Below are 20,502 nucleotides of genomic sequence, written 5' to 3'. Positions count from 1 at the left end.
AAAATGTATGCCCTTTCATTTTAAAATCCACTAGGATAAAGATAGAGATTCGACAAGCCGAATCCGGCAACAAAACCAGAGGAAAAGGGGACAAAAATATGAGAATGCGAAAATGGTTAGGGATCACTCTGGCTGCTGTGCTCTCGCTCAGCATGCTTGCCGGCTGCTCCGGGAACAGCGGAGGCAAGAACGCTAACGCAACCGAGCCGCCTGCCTCAAGCAATTCCGAGAACGCTTCCAACGGATCGTCCGGAGCACCTGTAACACTTAAGTGGGCTTTATGGGATTGGGAAGCAACTGCTTACTACCAGCCGCTGATCGATGCCTACAAAGCTAAGAACCCCAATGTAACGATCGAGTACGTGGATCTGGGCTCAACCGACTATATGACTATGCTCAGCACGCAGCTCTCCGGCGGAGCGGATCTGGATATTCTTACGGTAAAGGATATTCCGGGATATGCTAACCTCGTGAAGCAGAATCATCTGGAGCCGCTGAAAAAGTATATGAGCGAGCAGAGCATCGACGTATCTCAGTATGGCGGTACGGTGGAGCAAATCCAAATGAACGACGAAGTGTATGCGCTTCCTTTCCGCAGCGATTTCTGGGTGATTTATTACAATAAGGATCTGTTCGATAAGGCGGGCGTTCCATATCCGACCAATGACATGACGCTGGAGCAGTACGATGAGCTGGCGCGGAAGATGACGTCCGGCAGCGGCTCGGATAAAGTATACGGCGCTCATTATCACACATGGCGCAGCGCGGTGCAGCTGTTCGGCATTCTGGATGGCCAGCATACCGTCGTTGACGGCGAATATGATTTCCTGAAGCCGACCTATGAGCGCATTCTGAAGCAGCAGGAGGACGGAATCGTGATGGATTACGCCACCCTGAAGACCTCCAGCACCCACTACTCCGGTGTATTCTACAATAACTCCGTTGCCATGATGAATATGGGAAGCTGGTTCATTGCCACGCAAATCGAGAAGGTCAAGAGCGGAGAATCGCAGGCGACGAACTGGGGCATTGTGAAATATCCGCATCCGGAAGGGGTAGAACCGGGCACGACGCTGGGAACGATCACTTCGCTGGCAGTGAACAAGAAATCGGCCAACAAGGAAGCCGCGCTGGATTTCCTGAAATTCGTCACCGGCGAAGAAGGCGCCGCTGTGATTGCCGCTACGGGCACCATTCCGGCAATCAAGAACGCTGAGGTCGTCAATTCCATCGCTTCCGTCGATGGCTTCCCGGCGGATGAAGCGAGCAAAGAAGCATTGACTACGGTCAAGACGTATCTGGAAATGCCGCTTCACGAGAAGAGTGCGGACATTGAAGTTATCCTCAATGAAGCACATGACAACATCATGACCAAAAATGCGACCATCGACAAAGGCCTGTCTGATATGAAAACTCGGGTGCAGCTTATTTTGAACAATTAAACCATGAATTAATTAATCTGTTTAACAATGAACAAATAAACAACAAACACGGGAATATCGGGGGGCGGGCAAATTGCCTGCCCCTTGCAAATCCCTTATGAAGCTAACAGGTTAGGAGGAGGAGCGATGCTATGCAGAACGAAACTGTGATCAGGAATAATACCGGCACCAAAAGCGGTCTGACCAAGAGATTGAAGGATCACCTGGTTGCCTACAGCTTTATCGCCCCCAATTTTATCGGCTTTGCCGTGTTCACGCTGGTGCCGATGGTCTTTGCCCTCATACTTGCCTTCGTGAAATGGGACGGCGCCAATCCAATGGAATACGTTGGGATGAGCAACTTCATTCGCCTCTGGAAGGATCCGACCTTCCTTAGGGCTTTATGGAATACGATCATTTATACCGTGGGCGTCGTACCGCTGACGATGGTGTGCGCGCTCGGCCTTGCTATTTTGCTCAATCAGAAAATATTCGGGCGGAACTTCATGCGGACGGTGTTCTTCTTCCCTTATGTGGCTTCGCTCGTTGCTGTTGCTGCGGTGTGGAACTTTATTTTTAGCCCGACGATGGGTCCCGTCAACAATATACTTCACGCGCTGACCGGTATTCCGATCGAGGAGCTGCCGCGCTGGGCCGCGGATAAGGACTGGGCGATGTTTACGGTCGTGCTGTTCACCGTGTGGAAGAACATGGGGTATTACATGGTGATATATCTCGCTGGGCTCCAGGGCGTGAATCCCGAATTATATGAAGCCGCTGAGCTGGATGGCGCCAATGCCTGGCAAAGATTCCGCAACGTAACGATTCCGCAGCTTGCGCCAACCACCTTCTTTGTGCTGATGATCCTGATCATTAACTCGTTTAAGGTGTACGATATTTTCATTAACCTGTTTGCCGGCGCGGATAATCAGCTGAACGACTCGACAAGGGTGCTTGTCTATCAAATCTACAACACGGCGTTCCGTTCCCTGGATTACGGTTATGCAAGCGCGATGGCGATCGTGTTATTCCTGCTCGTCCTCGGCATTACGCTGGTTCAGTTCCAGGGCGAGAAAAAGTACGGACAATAGGAGGATTTACAAATATGGTAGGAGCAAATAAAGGAATTCAAATCGCCGCCAAAGCGTTCGCCTATATCGTTCTGATTATCGTCGTGCTGTGCATGCTTGTTCCGTATTTGTGGATGCTCTCGTCCTCGCTCAAGCTGAATAAGGACGTGTTCACCTTTCCTATGCAGTGGATTCCGGAGCTGCCTCGCTGGAGCAACTATCAGGAAATCTGGACGCGAATCCCGCTCGGGACGTTCATCTACAATACGGCCAAGCTATCGATTATCGTCACGGCGCTGCAGATTCTGACATCGAGCTTTGCGGCCTATGCTTTCTCGAAGCTGAATTTTACCGGCAAAAAGACGCTGTTTCTCGGCTATATCGCCACGATTGCGATTCCTTGGCAGGCTTACATGGTGCCGCAGTTCATCATGATGCGTTCGATGGGGCTCAATAATACCCATCTTGCGATCATCCTGCTTCAAGCCTTCTCGGCCTTCGGCGTATTCCTGATGCGTCAGTTCTATCAGAGCATCCCGGATGAGCTGTGCGAGGCGGCCCGGATCGACGGCCTTAGCGAATACGGCATCTGGGCGCGGATTATGCTTCCGCTGTCTAAGCCGGCTTTGTCGACGCTGACGATTTTTACCTTTGTGTCGACATGGAATGACTTCCTGGGACCGATGATTTACCTGACCAAGACCGAGCTGAAGACGATTCAGATCGGCCTGCGGATGTTCATCTCCCAGTATTCGGCGGAGTACGGCCTGATCATGGCCGCGAGCGTCGTATCCATTATACCGGTGCTGGTGGTGTTCCTGGGGCTGCAGAAATATTTCGTGCAGGGGGTCGCTTCTTCGGGCATAAAAGGATGATGTGGTTGTATGAATTGTAAGTAGCGGTATTCAAGCGAGTACTAGCGAACGGCATTAAACAAGAGTAAACAAGGGAAAACGAGGGAAAACGAGGAAAAACAAGCTCACAAACAAGCAAACACCAGGAACGCGTTCAAACAAAGAGCAAACACTCATGCCAGCAAGCAGTCGTGAATACCAGTGAATATTAGTGAACACCAGTAAACACCAGCAAACACAAATAAATAGTAGCGAATAGTGAATGCCAACATACTAGTGAATCCATGAAATTACGAGAGACTACAAGCGAGGATCATCGAATATAAGGAAATCCAAGAAAATGACAAGCCAATACAAGTAAAATGCCAGAGGGCCAATAGAATGCAAGAATGAGAGAATACAAGTAAATATAGGCGGATATGAGCAGATATAAGCAAAAACAAGCGGAAGAAGGGGGAGGTTTGCGTTGGGGAACGTTTCTCTTGGATATGAAGCATTAGCGGACAATCCGCTGAAGACCCGTGAGGATTTGGCGGCCGCTCTACAGCAGCTGCTTGCACCGCTTCGGCCTTACTATAGCAAAGGCAAGGCCAGGCTCGAGATCGGCGCGACCGGAGCGAGCTATCCGGCTGCGGTGGCCGGGATGGAGGGCTTTTCCAGGGTGTTATGGGGGCTGATTCCCCTTCTCGCGGGCGGCGGCTCCAGCGATTTATGGGATACCGTCCTTGAAGGGATTAAGAATGGTACGGATCCGGGCCATGAGGAATACTGGGGTAAGGTGGCGGATTATGATCAGCGCCTGGTCGAGATGGCCGTGTTCGGCTACGCCCTGGCCCTGATCCCGGAACAAATCTGGGAGCCGCTTGATGTGGAGGCAAGGAATAGTCTGTATGCCTGGCTGAACCAGATCAACTCGCATCCTTGTCACGACTGCAACTGGCTGTTTTTTAATGTGCTCGTGAATATCGGCTTTCGCCGAGCAGGGCTGCCCTATGACGCTGAACAGGTGGAGAAGAATTTGAACCGGATCGACGCCTTCTATTTAGGTGATGGCTGGTACAGCGACGGGGTAGAGGGGCATTGCGATTATTATGTGCCGTTTGCTTTCCATTACTATGGTCTGCTCTATGCCAGGCTGATGGAGGAGGAGGACCCTGAACGCTCTATCAGGTTCAAGCAGCGCGCGAGTGAGTTTGCTGCGAGCTTCCTGGCCTGGTTCTCTCCGGACGGCTCGTCGATCCCTTACGGACGCAGCCTGACCTACCGTTTCTCACAGTCAGCCTTCTGGGGCGCGATGGCCTTTGCCGGGGCGGACGGCCTGCCGATGGGCGTATTAAAAGGGCTCCTGCTGCGGAACTTGCGCTGGTGGCTTAGCCAGAGGATGGTGGATGCAGGCGGTATTCTGACGATCGGCTACGCTTATCCGAATCTCGTTATGGCGGAGAATTATAATTCGCCCGGCTCGCCGTATTGGGCGCTTAAGACCTTTCTGCCGCTGGCCCTGCCTGCCGATCATCCCTTCTGGACAGCTGAGGAGCTGCCGCTGCCCAAAATAGAGACGCTGTCCGTCCAGAAGCCGGCCCATCTGGTGCTGGCTCGGGACGAGGGCTCCGGACATGTGGCTGCTTTTAACAGCGGCCACCTGGGCACGAACGAGCATACCCATACCTCGGCCAAATATGAGAAGTTTGTGTATTCGACCTGGTTCGGCTTCAGCGTGCCGCGCTCGGAATGGGGGCTGTCCCAAGGAGCCTTTGATTCCATGCTGGCTTTGAGCGAAGCCGGGGACAACCTGTACCGGGTTAGACGACGCAATACGAAGACGACGATCCGGGACCATGTGCTTCATGCCGTGTGGAAGCCCTGGGCCGATGTTGAGGTCAGCACCTGGCTCGTAGCCGGGCTGCCATGGCATATCCGGATTCACCGGATCGAGACAAAGCGCGGCTTGGATGCCGCCGAAGGCGGGTTCGCCCTCGGCATCGAAGCGCCGCCGCTGCAGAATGAGGGGCCGTACGAGGCGTTTGCCGCCAGCCCTTGGGGCGTTAGCGGCGTACGCAGCCTGCTGGGCTATGACTCGGCAGAGCTCGTCTGGCCGAACGCGAATACGAATTTGCTGCGGCCGCGCACGGTGATCCCGACGCTAACCGCTTCGCTTGCGCCGGGGGTGCACTGGCTCGTATCCGCGGTGTATGGCGAGCCAGGTCAAGCGGAGGCTGTGGGAGAGCTATATCAGATGGGAGCGGTTGTGGCGCCGGGTCAGGCGTACGCAGCGGGGGAGCAGGGAAGCTCAGGTGGCTTAGGGCACCCTAGTAACAACAACCCAAGCTCTAGCGAAGGTAACCCGACCGATAGTAACTCGAGTGAAGATGATCCGAACAAAGGTAACTCTAGCGAAAGTAACTTGAGCGAAGGTAGCTCAATCGAAGGTAGCTCAATCGAAAGTAACTCAATCGAAAGTAACTCTAGCGAAGGTAGCTCAATTAAAGGTAACTCAATCGAAAGTAACCCGTGCGATAGTAACTCGGTCGAAGATGACCTGAGCAAAAGCACCCCGATCGAAGGTAACCTCAGAAATTGTATTCCAAGCGACTCAAGCAGCTTCAGCGGCTCTAGTGATTCGTCGTATACAAGCTTGGGCGGCCTCCCGGAGATCGGACTGAACGTCACAATCGAAGAAGAGGCTATAACCATTCAGAGCTGCCAAGGGGAAGAGATCATAATTCCTCGGACTTGAGGATAGCCCAGGGTTAGACTGAAATGGTTGTGTGAAGAGGATTCAATGACGCTATATAAGAATTACAGAATGAGACGCAGGCAGGGAGAACAATGTATCCAAGGAACGGATAGCTATCTGAAAGAATGCTGCTTAGGGAGCATAATCTTGTGGTCGCCTTTGTTACCGTACTTTTGCCACTCATGAAATCTATAGCATCCAAAATAGCATCCTAGAAATCTGGGAGCAGCAGTGATCGTTGGAACATTTTACTTACTTTCACCGCGTTCATTCCAAAGTTCATCTTAGTTAAATGGATTTATAGATGTTAGTTTCAGCGGCAAGGAAGGGTGAGCAAGTTTAAATGGATTTCACGACATTAGAAGAAGGGAGAAGGTCTATCAAGGGCTGGATTCCTGATTGTAGGTGCATGAAATCCATCTAATCCCTTGAGACATTCGTATAGAGCATAATTAGATACATGAATTCCATTTAGTGTACGACACAGTTTAGTGAATGGCGCATGTTATGTTCAACATCTTAGTGTGTGGCATCTTACTGAGTGGCATCTTAGTGTCCGGCATTTTACTGCACGATTAGCTTTGTATATTGCATTAGTTCGCGACAGCTTGATATTCGCATCTTGGTGTACTGCGCCTTGGTGTACTGTATCTTAGTGTACTGTATCTTAGTGTACGCATTTAAGTGACACGTTAGCTTAGTGTACTACATCAATGCGTGACATCTTGATATCAGATCTTGGTGTACAACGCTTAGTGTACGTAGCTTAGTGTGTAACAGGTTAGTGTACAACGTCTTAGTGACAGCGGCTTTGATACGACACAGCATAGCGCATGGCGCAACTTTATGTGCAACAGGTTAGTGTACAACATCTTACGTATGCGTACGTGCCTACATTCATTTCATATAGTTCATCTTGTATAGATCTTAAATCCGTATGATGGAAAGGGAGAGCGATGAAGGAAGCGGATGAGAAGATAACCAAGCCATTGCCGGGAGAGGGAGAGGGAGAGGCTCGAGGGAACGCAGAGGCCCGAAGGAATGCAGAGATTACGAACCCGACTAACGAAATGGATCATCCGAGGGCTATAGATAACCTAGGGGCATCTAAAACGATAAAGGCTTCAGAGATGATAGAAATCGTTAGCAGGATGTCCCCGACTGGACTGCATTTATATTATCCGGAAGGGGACGCCTTGCGATTTTGGAGTGAAGTGCGCAGCAGCGGGGAGTATGCAGCGGACCTTGCCGAGCTCAGGGCAGAAGGGGAAAGGCTGCGGGGGCAGGCACCGCCATGCCTTACGTATTCGCTTTTTTCCCAGTTTGCGAAGACGGGCTCGAGGCTGGAATATGAGCGGGCTTATTTTGAGCGTAGAAGACGGCTGAACACCTTTGCCCTTCTCTCGCTGCTGGAGCCAGAGTGCGAGGATCACCAAACGGAGCTGCTGGAGCCAGAGTGCGAGGATCACCAAACGGAGCTGCTGGAGTCAGAGTGCGAGGAGCACCATACAGAACTGCTGGAGCTGGAGCGCGAGAAGCACCATTCGGAGCACTCCCGCTCTCATCCGATCCATGAACGGTTCGTCGAGGAGCACCATACGCAGCTGCTGGAGGCTATCTGGGCCATATGCAGTGAAGTGACCTGGTGCCTGCCGGCGCATGTCAGCCCGGAGCGGCCGCTTGCGGAGACGATCGATCTGTTCGCGGCGGAAACGGGCTTTGCGCTGGCAGAGCTGAGGCTGCTGCTAGGCTCCAGGCTGCCGGAGCAGCTGCAGGCCCATATAGCCGATCTCGTACTCGGGCGTCTGCTGAAGCCCTTCCTGGAGAAGGGCCCCTATGAATGGGAGGAAGCGGAGCATAACTGGTCGGCAGTGTGCGCCGGGTCGATCGGCTCTGCAGCCCTGCTGCTGCTTGATGAGAAGCAGGATCGGGAGCTGCTGGCGGAGATTCTGGAGAAGACGCAGCGCAGCATGGCCTGTTATTTGAAGGGCTTTGGAGAAGACGGCGCTTGCTTGGAAGGGCTTGGTTATTGGAATTATGGTTTTGGCTATTTTGTATATTACGCCGATCTGCTATACAAGCGGAGCGGCGGCGAGCTGAATTGGTTTGCGCAGGAGAAGGTTAAGGCGATTGCTGGCTTCCAGCAGAAATGCTTCCTGGGCGGCAGTGCAGTAGTCAACTTTTCCGACACATTACCTTATGCCAGCGTGCATATCGGCCTCTCGCGCTATATTTCCAGCATATATGACAGTGTTCCATCGCCGCCAGCCCGCCTGCGCGCGGATTACCGCGAGGATCACTGCAGCAGGTGGGCGCCTGCGCTGCGCAATCTGCTCTGGCGCAGGCTGGCCAGCGGCACACAGGAATGGGAGCCGGGCGATTTCCTGCTGGCGGATGCCGGCTGGCTGATCTCACGGACCGCCACGGAGAGAGGCGTCTTCGGCTTTGCCGCCAAAGGAGGGCATAACGATGAGCCGCATAACCATAACGATCTCGGCCAGTTCCTGCTGGCGGGCGGCGGCGAATTCTTTCTGTCCGACCTTGGCTGCGGGGAATATACGAAGGATTATTTTGGCCCGGCTCGTTACACGTATGATTGCAACGGCTCGCAGGGTCATTCTGTTCCAATCATCAACGGAGGCCTGCAGGTGGAGGGAAATGCTAGAGCCGCATCTGTGCTGGAGCAGGCGAGCAGCGCAGCAGAGAGCCGAATGACGGTAGAGCTGTCGAGGGCCTATGACAGTCAGGAGCTGCAGTCTTTTACGCGTTCCTGGCGGTGGCGGAAGGAGGGGCTGCCGAGTTTGGAGCTGCGGGATAAGTTCTCTTTTTCGAAAATGCCGGATGCGCTGGTGGAACGCTTTGTGACGCTGATTCTGCCTGAGAAGCCTGCGGAGCCAGGCCGTCTGCTGCTGGTACGGGGCAGTCTTGCTCTAGAGCTGGTCTATGACGACAGGCAGCTGCGGTCAGAGGTAACGGAGCGGACCTATCGGGATCATTTTGGGAAGAATCAGGTATGGTATACGCTGGATTTTCATGTATTGCGCCCGCAGGAGCAGCAGGAGCTTAGCTTCATTTTTCGATTCATATGATGAATATTTAATCTTATTAGGAGAGGGGAGATTCCGATGAACACGGAGCTAAGCTGGGTGAACGAGGCTTGGAGCAAATCGCTTGAAAAAACGCTGCATAACACCGCCCGAATCGGATCCGGGTTCCCGCATGCAAGTCAGAACGGAGTATATCAGTTGGAGGCGCCGAGCTGGTGGACAGCCGGCTTCTGGCCGGGAATGCTTTGGCTGCTGTATCAGGAGAGCGGCAGGGAGGAGCTTAAGGCTCTGGCCGAGGAATGTGAAGCCAAGCTGGATGAGGTGCTGAATGGTTATGTGAAGCTGGATCATGATCTGGGGTTTATGTGGACCTTGACCAGCGTAGCGAATTACAAGCTGACCGGCAGCGATGCTTCGCGGGTTCGGGCCCTGAAGGCGGCGAACTACCTTGCTGCGCGTTTTAATCTGAAGGGGCAGTATATCCGGGCATGGAATCCTTGGACAGAAGGGGAGCGGAACGAGGGACAGGCGATTATCGACTGCTGCATGAACATGCCGCTCCTGTTCTGGGCATCCCGCATTAGTGGAGATCCGCGTTACGCCCATATCGCCGAGGCACATATGGATACGGTGCTGAAATATTTCATCCGGGCAGATGGCTCGGTATATCATATCGTTAATTTTGATCCGCATACGGGTGAAATGCTGGAGGGCCTTGGCGGTCAGGGATACGCTCCGGAGTCGGCCTGGTCGCGAGGGGCTGCCTGGGCGATCTACGGCTTGACGCTGGCTTATCATCATACAGGCCGGGATGATTATTACCAGGCTGCCAAGCGCGTAGCGAACTTCTTCCTCAGCAGGCTGCCAGAGGATAGTGTGCCGGCCTGGGATTTCCGGGCTCCTGACGAGCTTCGCGATCTGCGCGACAGTTCGGCTGGCTCCTGTGCGGCCAGCGGCCTTCTGCTGCTCGCGGACAAGAGCGAGGACGGGGATGCAGACATTTACCGTGCAGGCGGAATACGGATATTGAGGTCTCTGTACGAAAATTACGGCACCTGGAATCTCCCTGACGAGGAAGGGCTGCTCCTGCATGGTACGAGCAACTACCCGCAGGGGACAAATATAGACGTTCCGCTGATTTATGGCGACTTTTTCTTTGTGGAGGGCTTGGCCCGATTGAAGGGCCGGGGTCCGTCTTGCTGGGAGTAATCTTGTTAGATCAGCCGTAAGCTGCGGCATAGATAGCTCATTGTAAAGCTCAGAAATATACAGTCTGGCAATATTCTAGCATTACTTGATTCGCCCATGTATAATTATGGAATATGCTCATTCCACATTCGCCCTGGCCTAAGTTAAGAGCAATCTTGTAGGCCGGGGCGTTTTGCTGGATCGGCAGCCAATACAAATGCAAGGAGAAGAAGCATATGAACGGTATGTTTGGCATTTTTCCAGTCTTGGGCTTACTTATTTACTTAGTTATGATCGGGTTGGGTATTTACTGCATGGTGTTATTTATTAGGCTCGCGAAACGCGGAATTGAAGCGCTGGACATTTATATTCATGACAAGAGGCGTTAGTTTCGCAGTTCCAAATCATTTTGGGCGGCTGCTTGGCGAGATGCTGGAGGCCTTAGATGTCTCAGTGTATGATTGGCGGATTGGCAGCGGGGAATCCTATTTGGTTGAAGCTGGCGAACTGGGCTTGCCTCTATTCGCTGAGCAGCCCGATAGCGCAGATGGTGAGCTTTTTAAAAGTATAATTGAGAACAATGAGTATTATTTAATATTTGCTGACCTAAAGGCCTTTTCTAAGGGCCAGAACATTACAGATATAGGGACGTACGAGGAATTTCTACAAAGTGATTGCCAGCTCGTGCTGCTCGTCGTTGATAGCGTATATGTCACGATTTATTGTAAGAATAAGGAGCAGCTTGATAAGCTTTATGATCATGCTATGGAGAAAGAGTTTCATCCTGTCCAATACATTACCGATGGCAATGACCACAGAACTAAGCTGGGCGTATGGTAGCCTGGTTAAACAGTAAAGGAGAAATGATATCATGCGATTACTTGCAGCAATGATGGTGCTGCTGCTCCTATTCGGCTGTTCCAACAGCTCTGCGAACGACGGGATAACTCCAATTGAACCAGGGCGTCTGCAAGAGGTTTCGTTCAAAGACCATCCTGGGAGATTGAATATCATCTTCAACGAAGACCGTAGCATAGAATTCACCGTATGGCTGAAGGATCTGGATCCTGACCAAAGCTATGAAATTTCATTAATTAATGATCAGGGAAGCGGCGGCGTCATTTTTGGACCTGCACAGAATTTGGATCTCAAATTAGGAAGCAGTGAAGGGGACACACATTTGACTCCGAATGCTCATGGCGAGCTGTATGTCTCGATGTTGAACCCTATACGGTTATTTCAAGATGCTGAGGAAGTCAAGGCCATAATCAGAACCGGCGAGCGAAAAATAGTAACGGAATCCTATTCGTTTCAGTTCAGCAAAGCTTTAATCCAAACCCAATAACCGTCTTCCGGAGGAAGACGGTTATTTATGTTGTATTTTTCTGGTGGCTCAAACTTGATCCGATTATTCTGCGTTCCAGCTGGCAAGCATGCCCCTTGCCATTTCCATGTCGGATTCTTTTCCCGTGGTAAGCGCGAATTTGGCAACCAGGGCCGGATAAGCCGCCCATTGCTCAACGATATGCTCGTGCATGCGGGGCCAGGTTGTTCCTCCTGCCTCCTCATAACGTCTGAGCAGGTCGCGCAGTCCCATCTGGCCAAAAAGGGCATACAGGATAACGAAATCTTTGCCTGGGTCGGCAATTTCCGCCTCCGTCCAGTCGATCAGGCCCGTTACGCGCTGCTGATCGTTAACGATAATATGCGGGGGATGCAAATCGCCGTGATGAAGCACGGAATGCCCGGGCCAGTAGGAGTCGGCAGACAGCCATGCCATCCAGCGATCATAGAGCTTGGCAGGGATGGCGAAGGATTGCTTCGTTTCTTCGATGTTGGCAGCGAAGCAGTCCCGCGCTTCCTGCGGCGTTTTATAACGAACGCCTCCTTGCACCGCTTCGTGGTGCTCGATGCTATGCAAGGCCGCTAATGTACCGGCCAGAGAATCAAAAAATTCATCCGTCAATGAATCCTGAGAAAACCGCCAGACATAGCCGCCCCCAGCAGGGTCGACCGTGGCGATGGGGTGACCGTTCAGGAGCGGGTAGGCGATAAGCTCGGGATTAAAAATCCGCCAGTCAGGCACTTCAACCGGTAAATGCTTTCCAACGACCTTCAGGACCTTCTGCTCATTTACAGCCCGCTCCCATACATCCTTGCGGCGGGGCTTTCGGAGAACCCAAGCTTCACCTTGCGTATCCTTAGCAAAGGCAACGAGGAAATCCAGGCCGGATTCGTTGAGCTCAATAGGATCGGGAAGCAAGTTCAGGCCGTTATTCTCCGCAAGTTCTAATAGTTCACGAATAGTATTTGGATTATCGTTTGATTGATGTTTTGTCATAAAGGCATTCTCCTTTTCGGCAGAAAATAAAAAAACACAGACATCGCATGTCCGTGCAGCCGTAATCGAATATAGAGATGCCCATAACGCTTCAGTGCCCGCAAAAGCAAATACAAACCGTATTAGACACGTAAAAAGAAACAACCTTAATAAGAGTGACCATTACGGAAGGCGGACTCACGTGAAAAGGGCAGACCAATCCCGATTATTCTGCACGAGACAGAAACAAAGCAGCAGTTGCAATTAGATGCATTGCTCTCTCAATCGGGAATAAATTAGCACACGTGACCCTCCAATCTGTAATATATTGTCATGATATCATATTCGCCTTAAACAATCTACATCTCGCCTACGTTATTTGTCTTGGATATAGAAATCGATGATCTAACCCTGAGGCCTTGAGGCTTTCGCTCCTTGGATAGTAAATGTATAATTATGGAAGGTAGCTCAGTGACAAACAGCCTAGCCCTAAGACTTGAGCAATCTAAGGCTGGGCTGTCGGCGTATCCAGGAAAGGGAGGGAGTCCGAATGAAAATTGTTGAACTGAACGAGAAAAAGCTAGTCGGAATACGAGTAATATGTCCAGGCGATCAGTATGTCAGCGAAATCCCTAAAGCCGCTATTCAACTAAAGGAAAGACTAGGGGAGATTAAAGAGGCAATTTAGGCCTGTAAGACTAATAGGAGCTTTTATTGCCGGGGATTTCTCGGAAGAGGAGGATGGTTACTGGGTATGTGTTGAGGTTCATGATCTTACAGAAGTCCCTGTAGGCATGGTTTCCTTGGTGATCCCCAAGCAGAAATATGCGGTACAAAGACATATAGGGCCAAATGATGACATAAGAAAATCATATGAGAGGCTGCATTGCTGGATCGAGAGTAATAAGCTTGAGAGGATTCGCAGAGCCTGGCATCTGGAGATTACAGAGGAATGGGGGCATGCAGCAACAAATGACATCGTAACGGACTTATATGACACCATTAAATAATAGAGCGGAGTGATAATGCATAACCTTTCATGACAATGGAAGGTTATTTTTGATTAAGGAATAATTTAGGGAAATAAGTGTTGTTAGTGATCCCATTACATATTATGATTGATAGGACTATTGTTGCAGATTTCTGCAAAATACTAGGGAATTCGACTTAATATGATAGGGGGCATTTATGATTATTTCTAAAAAATTGAGCATTGCGGCTATTGCAACGATAGCGCTTGCGCTTGGCACAACTGCCAACTCGAATGTATTGGCAGCTTCAAATTCGGCGGCTGTTCCGTTTAAGGACTTAAGTGATGCTTCTCCATGGGCCAGAGGGCTTATTCAAGAGGCTCAAGAGAAGCAATTCATGAATGGGGATCGCGAGGGGCTATTCCGGCCTATGCAGGCAGTAACCCGTCAAGAAGCTGCGATTGCCCTTGCTAAAGCATTGGACCTGCAGGTAAGCAACAGCGGAGCATCTTCGTTTTCTGACGTTCCTGCGGATTCCTGGAGTGCCGGAGCGATAGAGGCTGTGAGACAGCAAGGATGGATGAAGGGAGACAGCAATGGAGCCTTCCGTCCTAAAGACGAGGTGACCCGGGAAGAGCTGGCTTCAGTTCTAGCTCGGGCAGCAAAATTAGAGGCGGAAGTTTGGAAGGATGATGAAGCTTCTCCTTTTGCAGATAGTCACACGGTATCCGCTTGGGCGAAGGAATCCGTCTCTGCCGTCGTATCCTCAGGAATTATGGTAGGAAGCGATGGGAAATTTCATCCTCAGCAATCTGTGCTTCGTCAGGAACTGGCAGCTATTCTGCTTAGAGTTGAGTCAGCGAATAGCGGGCTTCAAAAGATTGAGAAGGTGGAGAATGGGAAGGTTACGATCGGGGAGACGACGTACGCCGTGGTAGAATCTTTGCAGCCATTTTTTGCGGCATCCAATGCTCCTGTGCTAACGAATGCGGGCATTCGTTTTGAATCGGCAGATGGCCAGATCACGCGGCTATTAGCGTTGGAGCTTGTTACACCGGGGAAGGCCGCGGCTTCAGGAGAGCCCGAGTTCTCTGGAAATCTTGTATTGGACGGCGGAGAAGCCAGCATTGATGGCAACGTGAAAATAGCTGCCGATTACATCACCATTCAAAATATGAGCATCAATGGTGACCTGGAAATCGGCGAAGAACTGAACAATGATTTCTACGCCCAGCATATTTCGGTCAAAGGCAGCACCCATGTGAACGGGGGAGATGAGAACACGGTCGTGTTCGATCAGTCTTCACTGCAAGGAATGAATATCCGCAAGGAAGGCGTGCGGGTTGAGGCTGTAAACAAGACCGTAGTTCAGAAGGTTCAAATTGATTCTAAGCTATCAGGGCTATGGGGAGACGAATCCATTACATACCAGCAAGTGACGCTTGGAGCAGACGTAGAGAAGGTTTCCCTTTATGCGCATATCAGCCATTTGGAATTAGTCTCGGGGACTGGCGCAACAACGGTGACCGGAAACGGCAGCTTCGATTCCGTGACCATCCAGGGAACGGGCGAGGTGTCGCTGCTGAGCACGGGAAGAATCGGTACGATAACTGTTGTTGATAAAGACGCGAAGATTACTTTGCCATCTAACGTAACGATTCAAAATATCGTGCTTCCGGAAGGAGTTAATCCGGAACAGGTTATCGCAAACTATGACGCGGTTAAGTCGCGGATTGTTACCGTAAACGATGTATCCAACCCTGGCTATGCACCGGGTACGGGATCAGGAAGTCCTTCCACGGGGGGAAGCGGAGGCAGTGGATCAGGCTCAGGGGGAGGCGGCAGTCCTTCCGGCCCGGAATCCCCACCTCCTTCTATACCGGATAGCGGGAATCCTTTTCTTTCAGCAAGCTATGAGAATCGTAAGGTCAATTCAGCCGATGGTACGCTTATAGCCGACAAAGCCGGAACGGTATACTATATGGCGGTTCCGCTAGATGCGAATGTTCGTCCAACCGTAGAACAAGTCAAAAGCGGAACCTTGCCGGGCAACGTTCCGTTTGTGAGCGGAAGCATCGCTGTCACGGCCAATCAACTAGCAGTTTATAAGCTGGAAGGGCTTGAGGAAAGCGAAGCGTATGGGGTATGGGCAGTGTTCAAGAGCGCTGGCTCCGGTGAGGAGACGAAGTCCTTATATCTCACCTATATCTCGAATTATATTCGGTATACGACGAATGTGCTTCCTTACTCCACTAAGAACCTGTCTCAAATACGGATTCAGTTTACGGGGGAACTCACCCCGCAAATGACAAGCACATTGGATCCGTCGGCATTGATTAAGAATGGACGCTTAAGAAATTACGGGTATGGATTTATTCCGATCACGTCGGTTAGCTGGGACCTGGATATCCCGGACATGCCGATTCTAAATTTACACTTCGATCCGGTCACGCTGGGGAACGGCAACTCCTACAGACTAGACTGGTCTTATGTAAAGGATGCCCTTTATATTATGGAGATCAGACCGGACGGTTCATCGACGCGGCATGGATTTGGCGGTCACGGCAGCTATAGCGGAGAGGATGTTGTCTCGCTGATTACGACGCAGCTGGCGATTGAAGCCGGAACGGCGGCCGACCCTGCGAAGGCAGAGGATGTGCTGCATGTCCTGAAGGCCTATCCGTCGCCACTGAATCAGGAGCTGGGCTTGATAGACTTTAATGCCCAGGAATATCAGAAGGCTCTTGCGAATGCAGCGGGGAGGTATGCCACATTTGCAGATGTCAAGCGGATTATCACAGCGGTAAATGATCAATATCCCGCTCCGTCTAACGATGCGGCGGCTGCTGTACGAGGAATTAATAACTCTCAGAGTGCAACGGCGATAGAATCACAATTAAAAAGATACGCCGTCGTGCTGAATATTGACGCAGCCGCGTATGGGCAGCTGCATGAGGCTAGCCGCCTGGAAGTTGCCCAGTCTATTCTTGATCAGCGCAGCCTGCTTCCTCAGAAGGAATTTACAAGCATTGGGGAGATTCAGGCAGCATTTGAGCAAGCTAAACTTGCGGTTTCCGCTGTTCCTGTCACGCTGAGTTTCATTGATACTGACACACGGGCGGGTTATGTAGGGGGTGAAGTAAGCTGGACCCCGGGTGCCGACGAGAGCACTGTAGAAGCCTATGAATTGCTATGGGGGGCAAACGGACAGGCCCTTGAATCTATCGCCACTATAGACAAAAATACAGGAAATCGTTATATCTTGCCGCAAGGAACGGCCATTCCTTCGGGGGCTTCTCAATTGCTTGTTCGTGCAGTACTGCAGGATGGAGCAAGCACAATCGCGATTTATACGACGGTGACGGATACGCTGCCAGCCGCGCCGGAAAAACCGAATGTCAGCAAGGATGACAGAAGAAATATTCTGATCGGTGCCGACGCCAGCATGGAATTCTCTGTGGACGGGGAAGTAACCTGGATACCGTATGATGAACAGAATCCCCCGCTTTTCCCAGGCGACGTAACTGTTCGGGTTCGCGTACAAGCTGATCCGGTGAACCAGGTTCCGGCAGGGAAGGTAGAGATGGTTACCTTTGTCGACAATGTATATATGTACGTCGGAATCAACGATGTGAGCAACACGTTCGATGCGGCGTATATTTCATCGGCTATGGAATATTCCGCGGACGACGGTGCAACCTGGACGACTTACGATGAGGTGAATCCGCCGGAATTCCCGGGAGATCTAACGATATTGCTTCGTGAGAAAGGCGGAGACTACCTGCCGCCAGGTCCGGCTAAGAGCTTCACGTTCACCTCCAAGGTGCACATGCAATTTCCAGGAGGCAATTATCTTTGGACGACCAGCAATGGGGCTGAATACTCTCTGAATGGCGGGGCTTGGCAGCCGCTTCCATACGACCAGCAGGTTGCATTCCAACCAGGTGACGTCGTCGAAGTCCGCGAGGCCGCTCGTGGCGTTTTCCCAGCTGGTGCTATAGAAACGTATAATTTTTAGGTTAAATGCATAAGGGTCTGGCTGCTATAGCGGCCAGGCCTTTTAGCAAACCGGGAAATGGTTTGTATCCCCGATCTTCAACAAAATATCCTATAGGATCCGACTCTGAGACGATATTGGCTTTTAGCACCTTGCATTCTCCCATCACAATTACCTATCATAACCATAAGAAATCTGTAATTGATCATGCTAACGGCCTCTCCTATACTACAAATAAGTAGCCATGCTACATAATTATTAAGGAGATGATCGTTATGTCAAAAGCGATTTTTTATCATGCGGGTTGTCCGATTTGCGTGGATGCGGAGCAGGTCGTGCTCCAGTATCTTGACGAATCTAAAATCCATACGGAGATCGTGCATTTGGGTACGGCCCCGAATCGCATTGAAGAAGCGGAAAGTGCCGGGGTGCAATCCGTTCCTGCTTTGGTGATTGACGGCAATGTGTATCACATCAATTACGGCGCGAGCCTGGAGGATGTCAAAAAAGGTTAGTATGCAAAAAAGGGAGGTGCCTGCTTAGGCGCCTTTTCCTTTTTCAATTCAGCTTTTATCTAACCATGTTTGCATGTAAAATGGATACAACAATGAACATGGAAGGTACGAATAGCTATGATCTTTGATCCCCAGCACCGCAAAGACAATCGTTCAGCCCGCGTGAGCATGGCTCTCTTCCGGATGTCGCAGGCCATCAAGAAGGTGACGCAGGCAGAGAGTGACGCGCTGGGATTGTCGCCCGTCCAGATTCAAGCGCTGCTGTTTGCGGCATATACTCGAAGCGATGCGGCTACCGTGGGCAACTTTGCAGGTGCTATCGGTACGACTCATGTCACTGCAGTGAAGATTATCAATGGGCTGGTCAGAAAAGGGCTTGTGACCAAAGCGCAGAAGCTCGAGGACCGCCGTGTGACCTTGCTCAATTTGACTTCAGAAGGTAGAGTCATCGTCTCACAGCTGAAGACTTGGGGGCACTCCCTGGAGGAAGCGCTCCAGTCTGTTTCAGATGAAGCTTTGGCGGATTTCGAGCTAGGGCTCGGCGCTGTCATTTCGGCCATGCAAAAGCGAGGCCAGCTTGTAGTTGCTGAACCCTGCTTGGGCTGTGTACATTTTCACCCGAATGCCGGCGATGCCGCAGCACCTCATTATTGCGGACTTATCCAGAAATATCTTACCCACGAAGCCTCTCTCCAAGAATGCCCCGAACATACTCCTTCCATCGAAGTCTGAAAGGAAATGGGCCGGTTCAGTCTTCCCTGCCTTATTCAGGACTTCATTCCTCCCAAACCATAGGTATACCCTATCGAAATGATATAAATTATTGAATTGAACAATCGATTCCTGCGCCCTATACTAGAGCGAAATACGGATACCGTCTCCTGAAAGGAATTGAACAAGAATTATGGTTCATCACCGTACCCCCTTATTTACTGCTTTAACCGAGCATGCCAAGCGCAATCCAATCCCGTTCCATATACCCGGCCACAAAAAAGGCGAGGGCATGGAGAACGGGTTTAAAGCCTTCTTGGGCGACAATGCCTTGTCCATTGATCTGATCAATATTGCGCCTCTGGATGATTTGCACCAGCCCACCGGAGTGATTGATGAAGCACAGCGCTTGGCTGCATATGCTTTTGGTGCGGATTATTCTTTGTTTTCCGTGCAGGGCACAAGTACCGCGATTATGACGATGATCATGTCGGTTTGCGGACCGGGCGATAAAATTATCGTGCCGCGCAACCTGCATAAGTCGATTTTGTCGGCGATCATTTTTGCCGGAGCCAAGCCGATCTTTGTTACCCCGGAGCGGGATGCAGAATGGGGCATCGATCACGGCATTTCCGTTCGTTCGGTCAAGAAGGCGATCGAATGGCATCCGGATGCCAAGGCCGTACTGGTGATCAATCCGACGTATTTCGGGGTATGCACGAATTTAAAGGCGATCGTTGATCTGGCTCACCATTCCGGCATCCCCGTATTAGTCGACGAAGCGCATGGAGCGCTGCTGCATTTTCACGACAAGCTTCCGCTGTCGGCAATGCAGGCCGGCGCAGATCTGGCGGCGACAAGCATGCACAAGCTCGGCGGTTCATTGACCCAGAGCTCGCTTCTCCACATCAAGAAGGGCATTGTTCAACTGGAAAAAGTGCAGGCGATGTTCAGTATGCTGACAACGACCTCCACTTCTTACATTTTGTTAGCCTCCTTGGATGCGGCACGCAAGCAGCTCGCCCTGCAAGGCCGCGAGATGTCGAGTAAAGCGATTCGTTTGGCAGAGTACGCCAGAAGCCGGATCAATGAAATTCCCGGCCTGTCTTCCTTCGGGAGAGAGATTTTGTGGACGGATGCGGCGTTTGATTTCGATCCTACCAAGCTTACGGTACATGTTCGGGAGCTTGGAATGACCGGATATGATGCGGAGCAATGGCTGCGAGACCATTACAACATCGAAGTGGAGCTGAGCGATTTATACAATATCCTGTGCTTAATCACACCGGGCGACTCGAAAGAAACCATAGATTGCCTACTGAACGCTTTAGCTGAGCTGGCTAATGAGCATCGCAAGCAGCAAGCGGAACTTCAAGCTGTGGATGTAAAATTGCCCGAGATTCCGCAGCTGGCCTTAACACCGAGAGATGCTTTTTACGGGGAGGTTGAACTGATACCGATCGGCCGGTCCGCGGGACGCATCATTGCGGAGTCCATCTATATTTATCCTCCGGGCATTCCTATTTTGCTGCCGGGGGAAGTGATTGCACAGCAGCATATCCGTTACATTCTGGAGCATTTGAAGGTCGGTCTTCCTGTAAAGGGCCCCGAGGATTTGACGGTGCAAAACGTTAAAGTTGTGGTCGAAGTGAAGGCTATTTTTTAAAGGGA

14 protein-coding genes and 1 pseudogene are annotated in these 20,502 nt (G+C 51.2%); 14 read left to right on the top strand and 1 reads right to left on the bottom strand.

Annotation, left to right across the window (positions count from 1 at the left end; all coding sequences use genetic code 11):
• Window positions 1–98: 98 nt before the first annotated feature.
• The 8 genes and pseudogenes from BN2762_RS09600 to BN2762_RS09565 all read left to right on the top strand — a co-directional run bounded on the left by BN2762_RS09600 (window position 99) and on the right by BN2762_RS09565 (window position 11,662).
• On the top strand, window positions 99–1,442 hold the full coding sequence (locus BN2762_RS09600) for an ABC transporter substrate-binding protein (protein ID WP_055106793.1): 1,344 nt from the start codon (window positions 99–101) through the stop codon (window positions 1,440–1,442).
• A gap of 131 nt (window positions 1,443–1,573) precedes the next feature.
• A complete protein-coding gene (locus BN2762_RS09595) occupies window positions 1,574–2,512 on the top strand; it encodes a carbohydrate ABC transporter permease (protein ID WP_055106792.1) in 939 nt (312 codons plus the stop codon).
• Window positions 2,513–2,526: 14 nt separating this feature from the next.
• Window positions 2,527–3,366, top strand: a complete 840-nt coding sequence (locus tag BN2762_RS09590) for a carbohydrate ABC transporter permease (protein ID WP_055106791.1) — start codon at window positions 2,527–2,529, stop codon at window positions 3,364–3,366.
• A 445-nt stretch (window positions 3,367–3,811) separates the two neighbouring features.
• Window positions 3,812–5,572: pseudogene (locus tag BN2762_RS09585) on the top strand (DUF2264 domain-containing protein); the annotation flags it as partial.
• A gap of 1,466 nt (window positions 5,573–7,038) precedes the next feature.
• Window positions 7,039–9,171, top strand: coding sequence for a heparinase II/III family protein (locus BN2762_RS09580; RefSeq protein WP_230202468.1), 2,133 nt, complete (start codon window positions 7,039–7,041; stop codon window positions 9,169–9,171).
• 36 nt (window positions 9,172–9,207) lie between these two features.
• Window positions 9,208–10,338 carry a glycoside hydrolase family 88 protein gene (locus BN2762_RS09575; RefSeq protein ID WP_055106790.1) on the top strand — a complete coding sequence of 377 codons (1,131 nt, stop codon included), beginning with the start codon at window positions 9,208–9,210 and terminating at the stop codon, window positions 10,336–10,338.
• A 351-nt stretch (window positions 10,339–10,689) separates the two neighbouring features.
• Entirely contained in the window at window positions 10,690–11,157 is a 468-nt protein-coding gene (locus tag BN2762_RS09570) for a DUF2691 family protein (protein ID WP_055106789.1), read from the top strand.
• Between the two features lie 31 nt (window positions 11,158–11,188).
• Window positions 11,189–11,662, top strand: coding sequence for a hypothetical protein (locus tag BN2762_RS09565; protein WP_055106788.1), 474 nt, complete (start codon window positions 11,189–11,191; stop codon window positions 11,660–11,662).
• 63 nt (window positions 11,663–11,725) lie between these two features.
• On the opposite strand, the gene BN2762_RS09560 is transcribed toward BN2762_RS09565, so the two are convergent.
• Window positions 11,726–12,658 (bottom strand): macrolide 2'-phosphotransferase, encoded by a 933-nt coding sequence (locus BN2762_RS09560; RefSeq protein WP_055106787.1) that lies wholly within the window; start codon window positions 12,656–12,658, stop codon window positions 11,726–11,728.
• Between the two features lie 529 nt (window positions 12,659–13,187).
• Between BN2762_RS09560 and BN2762_RS28145 the strand changes: the two genes are divergently transcribed.
• The 6 genes from BN2762_RS28145 to BN2762_RS09535 all read left to right on the top strand — a co-directional run bounded on the left by BN2762_RS28145 (window position 13,188) and on the right by BN2762_RS09535 (window position 20,497).
• Window positions 13,188–13,325 carry a hypothetical protein gene (locus BN2762_RS28145; RefSeq protein WP_316246782.1) on the top strand — a complete coding sequence of 46 codons (138 nt, stop codon included), beginning with the start codon at window positions 13,188–13,190 and terminating at the stop codon, window positions 13,323–13,325.
• A 13-nt stretch (window positions 13,326–13,338) separates the two neighbouring features.
• The gene (locus tag BN2762_RS09555; protein WP_316246826.1) at window positions 13,339–13,647 is read left to right on the top strand and encodes a GyrI-like domain-containing protein; all 309 of its coding nucleotides are present in this window, start codon (window positions 13,339–13,341) and stop codon (window positions 13,645–13,647) included.
• A 178-nt stretch (window positions 13,648–13,825) separates the two neighbouring features.
• On the top strand, window positions 13,826–17,626 hold the full coding sequence (locus tag BN2762_RS09550; RefSeq protein WP_055106786.1) for a DUF4073 domain-containing protein: 3,801 nt from the start codon (window positions 13,826–13,828) through the stop codon (window positions 17,624–17,626).
• 254 nt (window positions 17,627–17,880) lie between these two features.
• Window positions 17,881–18,120 (top strand): thioredoxin family protein, encoded by a 240-nt coding sequence (locus tag BN2762_RS09545; RefSeq protein WP_055106785.1) that lies wholly within the window; start codon window positions 17,881–17,883, stop codon window positions 18,118–18,120.
• A 117-nt stretch (window positions 18,121–18,237) separates the two neighbouring features.
• Entirely contained in the window at window positions 18,238–18,852 is a 615-nt protein-coding gene (locus tag BN2762_RS09540) for a MarR family winged helix-turn-helix transcriptional regulator (RefSeq protein WP_055106784.1), read from the top strand.
• Window positions 18,853–19,024: 172 nt separating this feature from the next.
• Window positions 19,025–20,497, top strand: a complete 1,473-nt coding sequence (locus tag BN2762_RS09535; protein WP_055106783.1) for an aminotransferase class I/II-fold pyridoxal phosphate-dependent enzyme — start codon at window positions 19,025–19,027, stop codon at window positions 20,495–20,497.
• Window positions 20,498–20,502 lie beyond the last annotated feature (5 nt).

This window comes from Paenibacillus ihumii, assembly GCF_001403875.1.
Classification (GTDB): domain Bacteria; phylum Bacillota; class Bacilli; order Paenibacillales; family Paenibacillaceae; genus Fontibacillus; species Fontibacillus ihumii.
This window is presented reverse-complemented; position numbering and strand designations above follow the sequence as displayed.